This window comes from Xylanibacter oryzae DSM 17970 (genome assembly GCF_000585355.1).
GTDB lineage: Bacteria > Bacteroidota > Bacteroidia > Bacteroidales > Bacteroidaceae > Prevotella > Prevotella oryzae.
The window spans coordinates 1,623,497-1,640,962 of record NZ_KK073873.1 but is presented as its reverse complement, the minus strand read 5'-3'; the positions used below and the strand labels follow the sequence as shown (position 1 = coordinate 1,640,962).

General features: G+C 38.0%; 11 protein-coding genes. 10 read left to right on the top strand and 1 reads right to left on the bottom strand.

Annotated features, from left to right (window positions below; genetic code table 11):
* Positions 1-2 precede the first annotated feature (2 nt).
* From XYLOR_RS06700 to XYLOR_RS06685, 4 genes are all read left to right on the top strand, one after another.
* On the top strand, positions 3-926 hold the full coding sequence (locus XYLOR_RS06700) for a FimB/Mfa2 family fimbrial subunit (protein WP_036877986.1): 924 nt from the start codon (positions 3-5) through the stop codon (positions 924-926).
* 31 nt (positions 927-957) lie between these two features.
* Positions 958-2,736, top strand: coding sequence for a DUF4906 domain-containing protein (locus tag XYLOR_RS06695; protein ID WP_245601961.1), 1,779 nt, complete (start codon positions 958-960; stop codon positions 2,734-2,736).
* Between the two features lie 94 nt (positions 2,737-2,830).
* Positions 2,831-3,193 carry a four helix bundle protein gene (locus tag XYLOR_RS06690; protein ID WP_036877982.1) on the top strand — a complete coding sequence of 121 codons (363 nt, stop codon included), beginning with the start codon at positions 2,831-2,833 and terminating at the stop codon, positions 3,191-3,193.
* A 274-nt stretch (positions 3,194-3,467) separates the two neighbouring features.
* Positions 3,468-4,190, top strand: coding sequence for a sensor histidine kinase (locus XYLOR_RS06685; protein WP_051508915.1), 723 nt, complete (start codon positions 3,468-3,470; stop codon positions 4,188-4,190).
* A 26-nt stretch (positions 4,191-4,216) separates the two neighbouring features.
* Here XYLOR_RS06685 and XYLOR_RS06680 read toward each other — a convergent pair whose 3' ends face one another.
* Positions 4,217-7,213 carry a DUF4450 domain-containing protein gene (locus tag XYLOR_RS06680; RefSeq protein WP_036877980.1) on the bottom strand — a complete coding sequence of 999 codons (2,997 nt, stop codon included), beginning with the start codon at positions 7,211-7,213 and terminating at the stop codon, positions 4,217-4,219.
* Positions 7,214-7,410: 197 nt separating this feature from the next.
* Between XYLOR_RS06680 and XYLOR_RS06675 the strand changes: the two genes are divergently transcribed.
* The 6 genes from XYLOR_RS06675 to XYLOR_RS06650 are packed head-to-tail and all read left to right on the top strand — an operon-like array spanning position 7,411 to position 17,410.
* The gene (locus XYLOR_RS06675) at positions 7,411-10,155 is read left to right on the top strand and encodes a TonB-dependent receptor (RefSeq protein ID WP_036877977.1); all 2,745 of its coding nucleotides are present in this window, start codon (positions 7,411-7,413) and stop codon (positions 10,153-10,155) included.
* Positions 10,156-10,161: 6 nt separating this feature from the next.
* Positions 10,162-10,545, top strand: a complete 384-nt coding sequence (locus XYLOR_RS06670) for a hypothetical protein (RefSeq protein WP_036877975.1) — start codon at positions 10,162-10,164, stop codon at positions 10,543-10,545.
* A gap of 7 nt (positions 10,546-10,552) precedes the next feature.
* Complete coding sequence (locus XYLOR_RS06665; RefSeq protein WP_154655686.1) at positions 10,553-12,055, top strand: DUF6850 family outer membrane beta-barrel protein; 1,503 nt, start codon at positions 10,553-10,555, stop codon at positions 12,053-12,055.
* A gap of 14 nt (positions 12,056-12,069) precedes the next feature.
* Positions 12,070-13,311, top strand: a complete 1,242-nt coding sequence (locus tag XYLOR_RS06660; protein WP_036877971.1) for a DUF4876 domain-containing protein — start codon at positions 12,070-12,072, stop codon at positions 13,309-13,311.
* Positions 13,312-13,345: 34 nt separating this feature from the next.
* Positions 13,346-14,596, top strand: coding sequence for a DUF4876 domain-containing protein (locus tag XYLOR_RS06655; protein WP_036877969.1), 1,251 nt, complete (start codon positions 13,346-13,348; stop codon positions 14,594-14,596).
* Positions 14,597-14,602: 6 nt separating this feature from the next.
* Positions 14,603-17,410: a M16 family metallopeptidase gene (locus XYLOR_RS06650; RefSeq protein WP_036877967.1), complete on the top strand. Its 2,808-nt coding sequence runs from the start codon at positions 14,603-14,605 to the stop codon at positions 17,408-17,410.
* Positions 17,411-17,466: the final 56 nt, after the last annotated feature.

Genomic DNA, 17,466 nt, shown 5'->3' with positions numbered 1-17,466 from the left:
TTATGAAGTTAAGATATTGCAAAGAGTTACAGCTGTTCTGTCTTGTTCTGGTACTTACAATGACATCCTGCATAGACGAGAATTTCTCGAACTGTGTACAATGCTCAGTAAGTGTATCAGCCACAGACAGTACAGGCAGGCCGCTTCCCGCAGCATTAAGTGGTAACCTAAAGGCATATCTATTCATAAATGGTAAATTTGACCGTATCGTAACAGCCGAACCTGATGGCAACTATCTGCTGAGCTACGACAGCCGTCTGGGCTCGGTATCACTTGTAACGATCGGCACTTCAGCGAGGGACAGTGTCGTGATGCATACCCCGTCAGAGGGCGATGATATAGGCCTGATGTCGGCCGGTGTAAAATTGGACTCAGTCACAGGCAAATACATCCTGCCCTCATCCCTCTATTATGGAGTATACAACTATACTTCAGGCCAACAGGGAAATAATACAACGCAGGCCAGTATCGTGATGCTTAACAAGCCTGTAACATTAAGAGTGGTTGTACGCCAGCTCAAGGAAACCTTTGGAGATGGCTCTTATAGTGTCGTCATCTCAGGCTTTCGCAGTATGATGACCTTTACCGGTCAGATTACGGGCGATTCAATAGATTACAGTCCCCGGTCATCATTTGATGGTAACAATCAGCTTGTAACAGATGCCGTCTGCTCATTTCCCAACAAGACAGGCGAGCATATTACAGTGGAAGTCTATAAAACCTCCAATGCAGGCAAGTCAGATACCCGAGTCTCGAGCCCAACAACAGAAACCTTGGTATGGAGCACTGACCGTGATGAGAATGGCGACTATGTATCCCTGAACTCAGGTGACAATAAAGTAATAATACTGGACTGTGGCCGTAAAGAAATCTCAATGAGCGTCATCCCATGGAACGAATATGCCCAGAGTATCGTAATACCATAGCGTAATTCCGTAAGACGAAAAGAATATAAAGATGAAGGAATCACTTAATATATTAAGAGTACAACAAAGACAAAAACTAGTTCTGGTTTTGTTAATGCTAACGGCATTAATATCAGTATTATCATCATGCAGTTCTGTAGATATGTCAGAGATGTCTCCCAGAACAGTATCGCTGACCGTTAATATAAGCAGGCAAAGCCCTACAATAGTAACACGGGCTATAAGTGATGCCATTGATAACATAGATATACTTATATTTGATGGTCAGGGTCATCTGATAGGCAGTGCCTATACCTCGACCAGTCCTACTTCTGTTACCCTGCCCACACGATTCGGCAGTAACTGTGCAATCTGTGCAGTAGCAAATACAGGCAGTAGCTCATATCTTGATGGTATAAGTACGCTTACCGAGTTGAGAGCAAAGGTTACGGCACCTGTATCAGACCCTGCGTCAGCATTAAGTATCATGTATGGTGAAACACCCAACGTGACAATAAATGCCTCGACAGCAACGCAGTCTGTATTGGTCAAGCGTATCTATAGTAGGTACGCATTTACGATAACCCCATCAAGTGATATAGCGATAACTGATTATCAGCTTTGCAATGTTCCCAATGAATGTTTTATTGCTCCTGGTAGTTCAAATAACCCGACTACAGGTTATAGCGGTATAAATTATAGTTCTGTAACGACATCGGCCTCTGCCGGTGGCGTAGTTACTGCAGGGCCTTATTATGTTCTTGAGAATATTGCAGGTAAGAATAGTTCAATAACAGCTTCAGAACAGCGAACAAGTGCAAATGCCCCATCCGGTGCTTCTTATATATTGATAAATGCAAAAAGGTATGCAGGTTGGGGAGCCGGTTGGAAATCAACCTATCGTATCTATCTGGGTGGTGTAACAAGTGCTACAACTCCAGTTGTAGACTGCACTGATTTTAATATATATCGTGGTTATGATTATAACTGCAATATCTCTATATTCGGTAGTGGAGCAAATGATGCAAGGGTCACATATACAGCCTTACCTTCTAGTGGTAGAAGTAATTTCTATACAGGTGATGCCATAGTGGGGAATTACCTTTACAGTGATGGTACAAATGGAACGACATTTAAGGCAAATCAAACAGTTGGTATAATCTATTCCAGCGAGATTACCCAGGCGCAATATGATGCAGGTTGCCGTCATGGTAGGGTCCTTGCTCTTAAAAATGCTAATAGTGGCAATGGTTGCTATTGGTCAAGTACTAATAATTCCCCATATACCGATCATACAAGTACCGGTCATCTTTACGCTACGACCTTTAAGACATGCTTTGATGATGTTAGTAGTGGCTATGATGCTTTGAATGCGAATCCATCGTATGTAAACACAAGTAGTAACTATGCATGGTATTATTGTAGAACCTATAATGACGGAACAAGCAGAACAAATGTTTCACCATCTACTAATACCGGTTGGTATCTTCCAAGTGTAGGTGAATGGTGGGATATAATGGAGAATTTAGGTACATGGACCAGTGATCAATATACAACAATAAAGGGTATGCGCACAAGTACAACAGCCATTCCTGCTTATATAATACAGAGTCTGCCAACAAGTACCTATTTTGATGCTTTGAATACAAAACTGTCAACAGCCGGTGGAGATAAAATTATTCCTAGCTCAGGTGCATATTATTTTTGGTCTGCGTCAGAGAACGGTGGTAGTTACGCTGTGGTCGTAGACTTCCGCAGTAGTGACGTCTACGTGTACTACTACTATAAGACTAACGGCAACGCCTATGTTAGGTCGGTCTTGGCATATTAATCTATTTATCACTTTAAAACTTTATCACTTTAGAATTTTTAGAAAATGAAGAATCATTTAAATACCGCTTTTAGGCGGTTGACACATAAAACCAATGGCATTATCTGAGGAGCTCCCAATATATAAGGCAACCTTCAGCATGCTTGGAATGGTTATAGAAAGAGTTAAATCATTTCCTCGTTTTTACAGATATACGGTTGGTGAGAAGATGGTTAATATCAATCTCGAAATGATATCATTAATATACAGAGCCAATAGCAATTATGACAAATTACCTTTAATAATAGAACTTTGCGACCGCTATCATATGTTGGTAATGCTGTTCAGATTAAGTGTAGAGCAGCATTTATTGACACCAGCACAATATGCCCGCTATGCTATGCAGATAAATATAATAGGAAGACAACTTACAGGGTGGAAACAATATTATGAAAGGAGAATAACCGGAAAAGAATAGACCAGACAATATTATAATATGAAAGAGATAGAAATAATAGCACAACAGAAACAGAGTGGAAATAAAAAGTTATATCTGATGAAGGTTGGTATGCATCATGCTTGTAATTATGATTAACGATGATATAGACGACGGTCGACTCGATTCCTTCCCGAATCTATATTTTGCAGTGACGACTGACCGTTCTCGGTGGAGACAACCCGGGTTGTCACCTGTGGTCGTGAGATTACAGCGGTCATAATCTACGGCATGATGCTTTTAAAATATTAATATCATGAAAGTAAAAGAAAAAGTTATTGAAGATGTGGAGCATGCAGAAAGTATTAAAAACGCATTCCTGCATAATATGAGTCATGAAATACGTACACCCTTAAATTCGATAGTAGGGTTTATGCAGTTATTAGATACTGATGTAACTGCAGAGGAGCATGACATCTTCCTGAAGATAATACACCAGAACTCAGAACTGCTGATAAGTATGATTGATAATATGCTCCTTATGGCATCTCTTGAAAGTGGCGAATATCAGATGGAGCGTGTGGATTTTGATGTAAGTTCGTTGATGCATGACTTATCAGAAAGCATGCAGGGGCAGATTCATGATGGTGTAGAACTTAAAATCATGATGCATGAGTCCATTTATGTATGCCTGGATCCGAATAGCCTTAGGCGGGTGCTGAAAGCCTTGATACTGAATGCCAACAAGTTTACACCTGCAGGCACCATAACAGTAGACTATAATGTAGACGATGATATGCTTAATGTGTCTGTAGCTGATACCGGCATCGGCATAGCTGTGGAAGACCGTAAAAAGATATTTGGTAAGTTTGAGAAACTGGACCAGTTCTCTCAGGGATTAGGTTTAGGTCTGCCGATATGCAAGGCTATAGTTAAAAAGTTAGGCGGTAGGATAGGAGTGCAGTCAAAACCGGGATGCGGTTCCGCATTCCGGTTTAGTGTGCCATTGCTTATCCATCACATAAATATAAACGTATAGTGTAGAATTACTCTACACCATAGGAACTATTGTTGTAATGTTATGGATATCAGTCCTATTACAATATCATTAGATAATGTACGTAGAGTAATACTCTTTAATTTCTTTGAAGGATCAAGTTTCATCTTAAGAATTGTACCTGCTCCTCCCGGAATTTCGCGGTATGCACCTTTAATATTTAGTACATCACTGATGTCTCTACTTACAATACCTGTACTGAAACCCACACGCAGAGGTCTAGGACTAGAGGTATAGAATGCTTTGCCGTCAACATAATAGTCTTGTTCTATCGGACACCAATTGTCAGGGTTTATCAATTCCATTTGTTGAGAACTTCCATCTTTGTAAAGCACTGTAATTATACCGTTGGCAATACGGCTCTGCATAGGATTGGTGCTTCCTGCCATAAGTAGAAATGCTGTAGAGGCGTTACCCTTGATAGGTATAGTTACGCTGTCAGGATAATTATTCCACAAAGATGTGTATATGATATTCTTGCCATTGGCAGGTGTGTGAAAAGGAACACCATCAGCATAGAATGTATTATTCTTAGCAAGTGAACGGAACACGGAATCATTTATCTCAGGATTGAAAATAGGATGACACCATTGGCCTACGCCGTTTTCGGGTATACGCAAAGTGGTATATGGTGAACTTGGTGATGTGTATTTATTCTTAAAGATGTCAGTAATATTGGCATTATACTTCAAATCCTTGCACATAGAGAACTGTTTTGACTTGTCGTATAACGGTTCTTCAGTGTCATTATCGGCCTGTTGGTCTTTTGCTAAATATGAATTGGACGTTGTTGAGCAGATGCTGTCACCACTCCATTTGATTACCACATTTAGAGTCTTATCTGCAGGTGCATTAATCTCAGCATAAGCATCTTTGTCGGACAAGCGAACAATCTTCCATGGTGTATCTATACCGTTTATAGTTACATTATTTACGTCTTGAAACGGCAGCTTTGCTCTGATAACGATAGATAGTTGTTGCTTGAAATTCTGTTTTATTATATAAGTGTCGGTCTTGTCATTACGAGAAAAGGAGTAATCCATATATGGTGATGATAAAGATGCTGAACGCCATTCGGACGGAAATCCGGGTTGCAGTATGCAGCGACCGAATAACGCATCAGGACGGACACCGAAAAGACCTTCTATAAGTGTGCGTGAAGATATACCAACAACATCGCCAAAGTCACGATAGCACTCACCTAGAGAGGCATCGTAATAAGAAATCTGACCGAAGTTACCAGGACTTTGTCCCAGATACATTCCGTCCATTATCATACCCTTCATTAGTCTGTAACCTTCTTCGTTTCTGCCTGCCTCAAAGTATGACAAAGCAGTATGCATGACCTCGCCCTGTGCAACATTATTTATGCTCCAGTCGTATGGCATCCAATTGGTAGTAGATACCGTAAACAGATTTTTTTCTGCTTTCGACAGTAATGTGTCGCCGGCTATCTTTATCGGTATATGTGGTATCTCCCTGTCTATATATTCAGTGGCTTGATAAGCCTGTAATGGAGAACAGGCTCCACAGTCGATAGGTGTGTATATGCTCCATAAAGCAGCACTCTGGTGTATACGTTTCAGACCCATGAAGTCTTGATATTCAGCCCAGTGACCTTTATCTTTAAGCCATAATCTCCGGTTCATTGCATCAAGTATCTTTTCAGCCTCTTTCTTATAAGGTGTGGCATCCTCGCCAATTATTTGCGCAATGCGTGCAGCAAGAAGATTAGCACGGTAGTTGTATGCCGAAGAATGAGTGGCGGCACCGCTGTTATAATAAAGGGCATCGCTAGCCCATATGCAGCAATAGGCATCATACAGGCCGTCATTATCAGGATCCCAGTTGCGTTTTTCCCACTCCAGATTCAATTTGATTGTCGGCCACATCTTACGCATGTAAGTAGTGTCGGCATCAAAGCAGAAATGCCATAGCAGTTCATCGATATAGTTGAGGTTCATATCATAATGATGAAACTGATGACTATTGTATGGATTACGACAAATATATCCGTTGCTGTACATCTGAGTTCCCCATTTGTAGACGCATCGTGACAGGGCGTTAGTAGAATCCTGTGAGGGATGGGGGATTGTAGGTGCTACATCGGTAACCTGACTAGCCGCATATGCATTGAAATGGCATACGGCACGGTCGTTCATGCCCAGTACATCGCCCAGAAAACCTGCCCTCCAACCGGGTAGTGGCATTCGCCATCCGATAGCTCCATGAAGCCATGTCTGTCCATCCCATACGCCATCAGCGGCAGCCGATAAAGCCCCTCCGATAGTATTAATATAAGGATCTGGAGTAAAGAACTTAATGCGGTCTACAAGACTTTTGCGTTCGGCATCTGTCTTTTGGAATATTGCATTACCGCCTTTTAATATTTTAATGTCCTGGTTGTCAAGTGATATAAACGAAGTGTTGTTTGTATTATCCCAGGCTATTGATCTTAACTTTTTAGGATTTAGAGGTGCTTCGAAACTTCCGGGTTTCTCAACGCCCAGGTCTCCCATACGGTTGAGTTTGGAGTTTGCTATCTCACATATAAGTCCTTCTATTTTTACTTTTCCATTAAACCCTTCAGTCTTGAACTGCCATATGCCACCTTCATGGTCATTATAAGCCAATACGGAAATATGAAGTTTGCCGTTATCCCAATTTTTATCAGAAAGGGTATAGTCTCGTCTTGCACCAACATAACCGGCCATACAATAAGAGGTGGAATCTAGAAAGACACTATTACCTTTATATGTAAGGCGGAATCGGATATTCTTATTATCGGTTTTGTTGTATGCAGCAAAAACGGGCCGGTCGCTTGTTTCTATTCTGAAAAGGGTGTTACCGCCGTAAAGAGCGCGTGTGAACCTGTTATTACCATTGGTGCATACGAAAGCATCGCCTTCCGGGTAATACTGCATTTTTCTGAAATCGTTGCCGGGACTTTGTGCCAGTGCATAAACGGATAGCAGCAGAGCCGGTAGTATTAGTATTTTTCTCATCGTTTTTAAGTTTGTAAGTTATTGAGATATAGTTTGTAGTGTGCAAAAATACATAAAAAAACAGATAAACGGGAAAATTAGTCAAAGAATTGAGACTTTAAAACAATTAGTAAAGGTCAAGGTTATCTTAAGATTCATTAATTTTAGGTATTGCAGTCACATCTTTTTCACTCTACCTTTGCAAAAAAATAAGGTAAATGAAATCAAAGGTGTTAATATTAGCTTTTCTTCTTGTTGCTTTTAGCATCGTTGTGAGGGCGCAAAATACGTATAAATGCAGGGTCGTAGATGGATATACAGATGAACCGCTTGCAGGGGCAGTAATAAGGATGACAATAGATAAAAAGGTATCTGTAATCACTGATATCAATGGGAATTTCTCTGTTAAGGCAAATAATCAGGCTATAAATAAAGGCATAGACATAACATATATTGGGTATACAAAAATCCATGTAGATCTTGTTAATGGAATGACATACAGATTGTCTCCGTCATCGACGACCATTAATGATGTAGTTGTAACGGCAACAGAATCGCGTGGACTTACAAGTTCGTCAAAAATAGAGAAACATGCGATGGATCATCTTCAGCCATCAAGCTTTGCAGATATTCTGGAACTGCTACCCGGAGGGATGGCAAAAGATCCGGTGCTGAATACATCGAATACAATATCTATAAGAGAAGTTCCAATAGCGAGCGGTAACTATGATACATCGTCGCTTGGAACGTCGTTCGTTATTGACGGGGCACCTATAAGTACTAATGCAAATATGCAATTTATGGATGGCGCATGGGAGACAAAAACCACAGGGCGAGACTATACCAATGCAGGTGTAGATATGCGTTCTATATCTACTGATGATATTCAGAATGTCGAAATTGTGAGAGGCATACCTTCTGTTGAATATGGTGACCTTACAAGTGGACTTGTCAAAATTAAAAGGCGTAAGGGTGGTAATGATATTTCGGCCCGTTTCAAAGCGGATATGGATAGCAAATTGTTCTATCTGGCAAAAGGGTTTACTCTTGAGCCGAGGCATATGTCATTGAATATAAGCGCAGACTATCTTGACAGTAAGGCTGACCCAAGGAATATATTGGAAACATACAAACGTATTACGCTTTCCGCACGGTTGAATAAACAGTGGATATCAGAAAAAAGTAATGTGGAAGCGGGACTGAATCTGGATTATGGAGGTTCTTTTGATGATGATAAGGTCGATCCGGAACTTAATTATGGTGGTGTGGACAAGTATGCATCCAAGTATAACAGGTACTCTCTGAATGCATCGCTTGATTATAAAAACCGTAAACTAAAATCAATAATCAAGTCGGCATCTGCACTTGTGTCAGTTTCTTATGAAAAAGATCTATTGGACCGTACCAGACTGGTACAACTTAGCCGTGAAACACCTGCTGCTACAACTACGGGTAATGGTGAAAGTGATGCAATACTTATTTCTCCATACACATATACAGCCAATCAGAAAGTTGACGGACGTCCATTCAGCATGTATGCAAAAGTAGGCACTACATTGAGATTCCCTATAAGAAATGTATCCAACGAATTAAAGTTGGGCGCAGACTGGCAAATGGATAAAAATTATGGTGACGGTCAGATATTTAATCAACTTAATCCCCTATATCCAGGGCTTTCAGTTCGTCCGCGTAAGTACTCTGCGGTACCGGCCTCGCATATATTGTCTGAATATGCTGAAGAAAATACAGTGATAAATATTGGTAAAAACAAGTTGGAGATACAGGCTGGAATAAGGGCAAGTACAATGCTTAACCTGTCGAGAGGATATGCACTTCATAATAAATATTATCTTGACCCACGAGTTAATATAGGATGGACATTCCCATCAGTATCTGTTATGGGTAGAAAAATGACGATACAGTTGGCTGGAGGTTATGGGCAACATACTAAGATGCCTACTATGGACCAACTCTATCCGGAACCTGTATATATGGATTTGATAGAACTGAATTATTATCACGCAGTAAAGGACTATCGCAGGATATACCTTCAGACATATGTTGTAGACCCTACTAATGCAGATCTGCGTGCAGCACGTAATAATAAATGGGAGATAAGAGGAGATGTTAATTTTGCCGGTAACAGACTCTCTGTTACATATTTTCGTGAAGACATGAAGTCGGGTTTCCGTTATACACCGATATACAATTCTTATAGTTTTAAAAGTTATGATGCGTCTTCAATAGATGCAAATACGATAACAGGTGCACCCGATGTAAGTACTCTTCCATATACCGCATTAACCGAGTTACGTAGTTATACGATGACTACTAATGGCAGTAGAACGTACAAGCAGGGGATAGAATATACATTGTCAACAATAAGGTTTCCGGTGATAAATACGCGTCTAACGGTAAATGGAGCATGGTTTAAAACAGAATACCGTAATTCACAACCAATAATGGAGATGCCTTCAAAAGTAATTGGAGGGGAAACATTACAGTATGCTGGTATATACAAAGATGATGACGGATATATTAGAGAGATGGTGAATACAAATTTTACATTCGATACTGATATTCCTAAACTAAAACTGGGATTTTCTCTTTCTGCTCAGTGCCTGTGGATGACTGCGTCACAGAATATGGGGAAAGAAAATATCCCTACGCAATATATGGATAGATATGGTGTGATTCGTGATTATACAGAAGAAGACAAGACTGATACCTATCTACAATATCTTGTTCGTACATATAATTCATCATTATATGACAGGCAGACAGTGCCTTTCTGTATGAATGTAAATCTGAAAGCAACAAAAAAACTTATGGGTGACAAACTGACTATTGCTTTGTTTGTTAATAAACTGCTGGATTATAATCCCGATTATGTACGTAATAATTATACCATACGACGCCAAGTAACACCATACTTTGGTCTTGAAATGAATGTAAAAATATAAAAGAAAATGAGAAAAAGACTATTATATATATTACCAATCGCTATTTTGATGCTGATAACCATTACTGCCTGTCATGAGGATAATGATGATTACAATACTAGTGCAGTCATATCCATAAATGTTCCTGACAGCATAATTATCGATAAAATGCAAGGTACTGTAACCGTTACTAATCTGAATAATAAGCAATCTTATTCTTCATCTAATTTCAATGGCACATCTACAAGTATGGATATAATGCGCGGATGCTATTCAATATCTGTAACCGGAACCGTGCTTTATCACGACAGTTTACAGATTAAGCACACACGGAATTTCAGGGCATCATCAAGTTATAGTGAACTTTTGAAACATCCGTCTGTGGTTAGTGTTGATATAATATTCATGTAAAATGGGAATGAAATATATCATATTAGCATTGCTACTCTTGGGCAATAGTATCAATATAATTGCCAGTACAGAAGATACTGCATCAGTAAAAGAGCATTATTCAATATTTAACGGAGTACTGACAGCTAACAGAGTTAACCCGGCATTCATGTATGGGACATATAAGTATCAATACTCTGAGATGTACGCTTACTCTGATAACGAAAGAACTGACAGACCGATATTTTATCAATTGGGTGATGGGCATTCGGATATTGGTATTGAAGTGAATTCTTATGTAAAACTAAGTAAAAGTAGTATCGTTTGGGGAGAGGCTTCGTACAGGAGTGGGAAAAAATATAACATAAAGTGGAATTCTACTACAGACTATGCATTATTATATCCTTATGTAATGGGTGATACACTAGGAGGAAACCTTAATAATGAACGGTATACCTTCGCCGGTGGATATGCAATAAAAACAGGCAAATTTACAATAGGACAATACATGAAATTCAGGGCTGAACATGAATACCGCACTACAGACCCAAGACCTCGCGGTATAGTGACAGACTTATCTCTACGTTTGGGCATTTCGTATGACTATCGTAAATATATTATCGGAGCGGGATTGGGAGGACTCTTTTATAAACAGACAAATAGTGTCTCTTTTTTTAGAGAACAAGGTGTTATACCTGAATATCAGATGGTTGGATTGGGCATGGATTATAAACGTTTTTCTGGTAGCAATACTTCTGCTTATTATAAAGCAACAGGTATCTCAACTGATATTAATTTAAGACCTATAGATGATGAGGGAGTGTATATATCAGCAACATACGATTATACTCCATACAGGCGAATACTGCCTAATTTAAATTCTTTGCCTGTAACTACATTATATCTATATCATTATACGTGCGAATTAGGTTGGAAGCATATCTCAGGAGTAGGATGGAGTGGCTTTGCCGGAATAAATTATGAGAAAAGAACGGGAGATGAGCATGTAGCAGGCAGTTCTTCTTCAACAGAGTATGCTGTAATAACAGATATGACTATGTATCGTAATCATAATGCTGACTATTATATGGGTGGTGCTTTGAACATCAAAGGTCTTTCATCGTGGAACGTAATAGGTAAATTGGGATACATGGATTATGGTTCAAAATATGTATATCCTGTGCGTAGCATGTCATTCTCAAAAGTTCATGGGAATATATCAGCTCAAATGATAAAAGATATAAGCAATGACATAATTGTGAATTGTAATGTGTCATCTTCATACTATATCAATGTAAGAAAAAATATGAGCATGCCTTATGCTACTATGGATTATGCCAATACTAATCTTATGGAATACACTTATGTAAATTGTACTGATAATTATTTAACAACTTATGCTAGTATAAGGATGGATTATAATCCACAGTTATGGAAACAGTATGGAATGTTTGTGGAATTAGGTGGAGGAATCATGACTAGCAATAACAATGGATATAAATTATATTTATCAATGGGTATAACATTTTAAATTATAAAAACAAAATGAATAAAGAAAAATTATTTAGGCTGATGTTATTAGTAATTGCTATATGTATTACTTTGGCTTCATGCAAGGACAATAACGAAGAAAATTCAATTCAGAGTGTGAAATTCGCTTTGTCATTAGATATGCCATTGAATGTTAATGAACCATCTCTTAATGAAGCAACAGCAACGTTGACGAATGTTCAAACTAAAATGACTTATACAGCAACGAACTTTAGAAAAAGTGGTACACAGTATGTGGATACTACAGAGATCTCAGCAGGAATATATTCTTTAGATGTGAAGGGCGACATTTCTTATAGTCTAGATACAACCTTAGTGAAAAGTACAGTAAAGGCAAACGAAAGTAATGTGGCTGTAAGTGCATCTGCAAACAGTAGTACAGTTGCAGGCAAGACAATAGCATTAAATACTTATAATGCACAGGATGGATTTGTCATCTCAGAGATATTCTTTACCGGTACACTCACACCTGAGGGTAAACAATACAGCGAGGATCAATACATAAAGATCGCAAATAACAGTGATTCTGTATTATATGCAGACGGACTCGCATTTGTGGAGTCTTCATTTCTGACAGTAGAAAAAGAAGATTATACTCCTGATATTATGAATCAAGCTATGACAATAGATGCCTTATATGTAATACTGGGAAAAGGTAAAGAGCATCCTGTAAAACCCGGAAAAGAAATAGTTATTGCTTTTGATGCGAAAAATCATAAAGAGATAAATTCAAACTCAATAGACTTGAGTTCTGCAGATTTTGAATTTTGTGATTTGTCATCTAATCCAAATTATTCTGATGATGATAATCCTAATGTGCCAAATTTAATTAATTGGATATCAGATAACCAATTGCAAATGTTGCATAATCGTGGTTTTAAATCTTATGCGATAGTAAGGCCTGATGTGGATATGAAGACATTTTTAAATAATTATAAATACAAGTATACTTATCTGTTAAACTATGGTGAATACTCTTTTGATATGGATGGAGAAGGGTATAAACTGCCTAATGCATGGGTAGTTGACGCTGTTAATCTCAGCGTAGCAGATTCATATCAATGGATAGTTACATCAGTATCCCTTGATGTGGGTTGGACACATTGTGGTAGTGTTGACGGAGATAAGACAAGGTATGGGAAAGCTGTGGTAAGAAAAAAATCAGGGAATAGATATATTGATACTAATAACTCTACTAATGATTTTGATGCTGATATGAAACCAACATTATTTTGATGAATACAATTTTATAAACTTAAAACAATAAATTATGAGAAAAGCTAAATTATTGATGGCTTTAATTGGATTGTTCGTTACTAGTTATGCTTTAATTTCATGTAAAGACAATGGTAACGAAGATGATCAAACAAAAAATGTAAAATTCGCTGTGGCATTGGATATGCCTCTGAACATTAATGAACCGTCTCTTACTGGCGCAACAGCAACGCTGACGAATGTACAAACAAAAATGACTTATACAGCAACGAACTTCAGAAAAAGCGGTACACAGTATGTGGATACTACAGAGGTTCCGGCAGGAGTATATTCTTTAGATGTGAAGGGCGACATTTCTTATAGTCTTGATACAACACTGGTGAAAAGTACGGTAAAGGCCAGCGAAAGTAATGTGACTGTTAGTTTACCAACAACCGGCGGTACAGTTGCGGGCAAGACAGTAGCATTAAATACTTATAATGCACAGGATGGATTTGTCATCTCGGAGATATTCTTTACCGGTACACTCACACCTGAGGGTAAACAATACAGCGATGATCAATACATAAAGATTGCAAATAACAGTGATTCAGTATTATATGCTGACGGGCTCGCATTTGTAGAGTCTTCCTTCGCAACAGTATTAAAGTATGACTATAAACCTGATATTATGAATCAGGCAATGACTATTGATGCAATATATGTGATACCTGGAAATGGAAAACAACATCCTGTGGCACCTGGGAAAGAGATCGTACTTGCACTTAATGCAAAGAATCATAAGGAGATTAATTCAAATTCAATAGACTTGAGTTCTGCAGATTTTGAATTCTATGATGTGTCATCCAATCCGAAATTTTCAGACGATGATAATCCGAATGTTGAAAACCTAATCAACTGGTATGATTATTCATATACTTATTTCACTCTTAATAATCGCGGATTAAGATCTTATGCCATAGCAAAACCTGAAACGGATAAGGAAACATTTTTACGGAACTATTTTTATAAATATAACTATGTGATATCATCAGGAGGAAACTCATATACAATGAGTAACTCAGGATACAAACTGCCTAATTCATGGATTATTGATGCTGTTAATCTAAGTATAGCATCATCGTATCAGTGGAATGTAACTTCTGCGTCACTTGATGCAGGTTGGGCTCATTGCGGAAGCGTGGAAGCTGATAAAACAAGGTATAAAAAAGCTGTAGTACGTAAAAAAGAAGGAAATAAATATATAGATACAAACAATTCGACTGATGATTTTGAATCGGATGCGATACCAACATTATTTAAATAATAATTTATGAAAAGAAAACTATTAACAGTATTACTGTTCGCTTTTGCCGTATTATCACGGGCTCAGGCATTATTGCCTTTTGATTCTAGTATAAGGCAAGGGAAACTGCCTAACGGACTTACATATTATATAAGGCATAATGCAAAAATGCCGCAGGTCGCGGATTTCTATATTGCCCAGCGTGTTGGGTCTATATTGGAGGAAAAGCAACAACGTGGGTTAGCTCATTTTCTGGAGCATATGGCATTTAACGGTACTATGAATTTTCCTGGTGACAGTATTCATCCTGGCATTGTAAAATGGTGTGAGAGTGTTGGCATTAAATTCGGACAGAACTTGAATGCATATACAAGTGTTGATGAAACGGTTTATAATATATCATCAGCACCTGTGAAAAGAGAAAATGTAGTAGATTCGTGTTTGCTTATACTTCATGACTGGAGTCATTTTCTGTTGCTTTCTGATAAGGAAATAGATAAGGAACGTGGAGTGATTCATGAGGAATGGAGAACACGTCGTGCAGGTATGGCTGTACAGCGCCTGATGGAAGATGCTATACCCGTAATCTATAAGGGATCAAAATATGAGGATTGCCTTCCGATAGGTAATATGGATATTGTAGACCATTTTCCATACAAGGACCTTCGTGACTATTATGCAAAATGGTATCGCTCTGATTTGCAGGCTATAATAATAGTAGGTGACATTGACGTGGATAAAATGGAACAGAAAGTAAAGGATGTGTTTGGTAATATACCAGCACCAATAAATCCTGCTGAACGTATATATTATCCTGTTGTGGACAACGATTCTATAGTGGTATTTACAGCAAAGGATAAAGAGCAGCCAACTGTGAATTTCAGTATGTATATGAAACGCGATGCTACGCCAAGAACAGAGCGCAATACAAAATCATATTATGCCGATGGATATAAGTCTCAAATTATCATAAAGATGCTTAATGACAGGCTAAAGGAAATCGTAAAACAAGCAAATCCTCCATTCCTTTCTGCATCTGTAAGGGATGGCGCTTTTTTCTTGTCGAATACAAAAGATGCTTTCTGCAGTTCTATGATGTGTAAACAAGATAGTGTACAAGATGGAATCTCTGCTCTTGTAGTTGAGATGCAACGGGCACGAAACAATGGATTTACACAGTCGGAGTTGGACAGGGCTAAGTCTGAACAACTAAGATGGGCTGAAAATTCATTCAATGATCGTGAGAAAGAGCGTAATTCGCATTATGTAAGGTTATGTCTCCGTAATTTTCTTGATGGAGAACCAATTATGTCTGCTGAAGAGGAATTGAATGAGGTAAAGAAACTAAATTTGCAAATAACTCTAAAGGATATAAATACAACAGTACGCGAAATTATTACAAATAAGAATGAGGTCGTTACTATTTACGGTCCTGATAAAGATGATTTTGTAATGCCTTCAAAAAATGAAATTATTTCATCTATATATAAGGCGAGAAACAAAAAATATGTCTCTTATACAGATAAAAAAATTCCGAATGATTTAATATCAAAAAAACCGAAAGCAGGAACTATCATATCAGAAAAAGAGTGGAAACATGGTTTCAGAATGCTTACGCTATCAAATGGTATGAAAGTATATATACGCCCAACAAATTTCGAAGGGGACGAAGTCAATATTTCGGCTTTTAGTCTTGGTGGAAAATCTTTATATCCTAATACTGATATGCCTAATATGAATTATCTGTCTGCATGTATAAATGAGAGTGGAATAGGGAACTTTGATGCAACTGCATTGGACAAGATGCTAGATGGAAAAACAGTTAATATTGCTCCCTATATTACTGATGAAACTGAAGGGATAAAAGGTTCTAGTAATACTAAAAATATGAAAGAACTCTTTGAACTTACTTATTTGTATTTTACATCACCGCGTAAAGATGTTGAGGCTTTCAAAAGTCTTATGAATAAACAGAGTGCTTTCCTTACAAATCGTGATGCAAACCCGAATGTATCATACAATGACTCTATTGTATCAATACTATATGGCAATAATCCAAGAATGGCGCCAATAAAAAAGGAGACTCTCTCGAGTGTTAACTATGATAGAATAATGCAGATATATAGGGAACGTTTTGCAGATGCTTCTGATTTCTCTGTAATAATGACAGGAAACATTGACATGGACAAAATACGTCCTTTAATATGCCGTTATCTGGCAAGCCTGCCACATAATAACAGCAATGAACAGATTAAAGACAACCATGTGTCTATTAGAGATACTAATGAAACTCATCTGTTCAAGAAAACTCAGGCAACTCCGTCGTCATTGACTAGTATATTCTTAAAAGCTAAAATGGAATACAATGCAGAAAATGATTTAAATATAGATGTGTTGAGCCAGATTCTACGAATGATGTATACTGATAAAGTTCGTGAAGAGAAAGGCGGGACATACGGAGTTAGTGTTGACGGTGAACTGGAAAGATTCCCTTACGCTGAGGCTTTGATGAAAATTAAATTCCGCACGGATCCTGAAAAATATAAGATGTTGATTCCTATTATATATGAGCAACTAAGCAAGGTTGCAAAGAACGGACCTAGTGAAGAAGATCTTAATAAGGTAAAAGAGTATGAATACAAAACGTATGGACAAGTTGTGAATACCAACAGTTACTGGTATTATGTGGCTTATAATGAACTAGTAAATAAGGTTGACTTTGATGCAGACTACCTAAAGAGAGTGAATGGATTAACAACTCAAAAGATAAGAGATTTTGCACAAATGATTCTTAATCAAAATAATCGCATTGAGATAACAATGATGTCTGAATAAAAACATAATTAATAAAATTAAAGCAAGTCTGAATAAATATCAGACTTGCTTTAATT

Bases quoted from the DNA above. Each gene is read 5' to 3' on its own strand.
- XYLOR_RS06660 (WP_036877971.1), top strand. From the start codon at position 12,070: ATGAATAAAGAAAAATTATTTAGGCTGATGTTATTAGTAATTGCTATA.
- XYLOR_RS06685 (WP_051508915.1), top strand. From the start codon at position 3,468: ATGAAAGTAAAAGAAAAAGTTATTGAAGATGTGGAGCATGCAGAAAGT.
- XYLOR_RS06655 (WP_036877969.1), top strand. From the start codon at position 13,346: ATGAGAAAAGCTAAATTATTGATGGCTTTAATTGGATTGTTCGTTACT.
- XYLOR_RS06700 (WP_036877986.1), top strand. From the start codon at position 3: ATGAAGTTAAGATATTGCAAAGAGTTACAGCTGTTCTGTCTTGTTCTG.
- XYLOR_RS06675 (WP_036877977.1), top strand. From the start codon at position 7,411: ATGAAATCAAAGGTGTTAATATTAGCTTTTCTTCTTGTTGCTTTTAGC.
- XYLOR_RS06690 (WP_036877982.1), top strand. From the start codon at position 2,831: ATGGCATTATCTGAGGAGCTCCCAATATATAAGGCAACCTTCAGCATG.
- XYLOR_RS06680 (WP_036877980.1), bottom strand. From the start codon at position 7,213: ATGAGAAAAATACTAATACTACCGGCTCTGCTGCTATCCGTTTATGCA.
- XYLOR_RS06650 (WP_036877967.1), top strand. From the start codon at position 14,603: ATGAAAAGAAAACTATTAACAGTATTACTGTTCGCTTTTGCCGTATTA.
- XYLOR_RS06695 (WP_245601961.1), top strand. From the start codon at position 958: ATGAAGGAATCACTTAATATATTAAGAGTACAACAAAGACAAAAACTA.
- XYLOR_RS06665 (WP_154655686.1), top strand. From the start codon at position 10,553: ATGAAATATATCATATTAGCATTGCTACTCTTGGGCAATAGTATCAAT.
- XYLOR_RS06670 (WP_036877975.1), top strand. From the start codon at position 10,162: ATGAGAAAAAGACTATTATATATATTACCAATCGCTATTTTGATGCTG.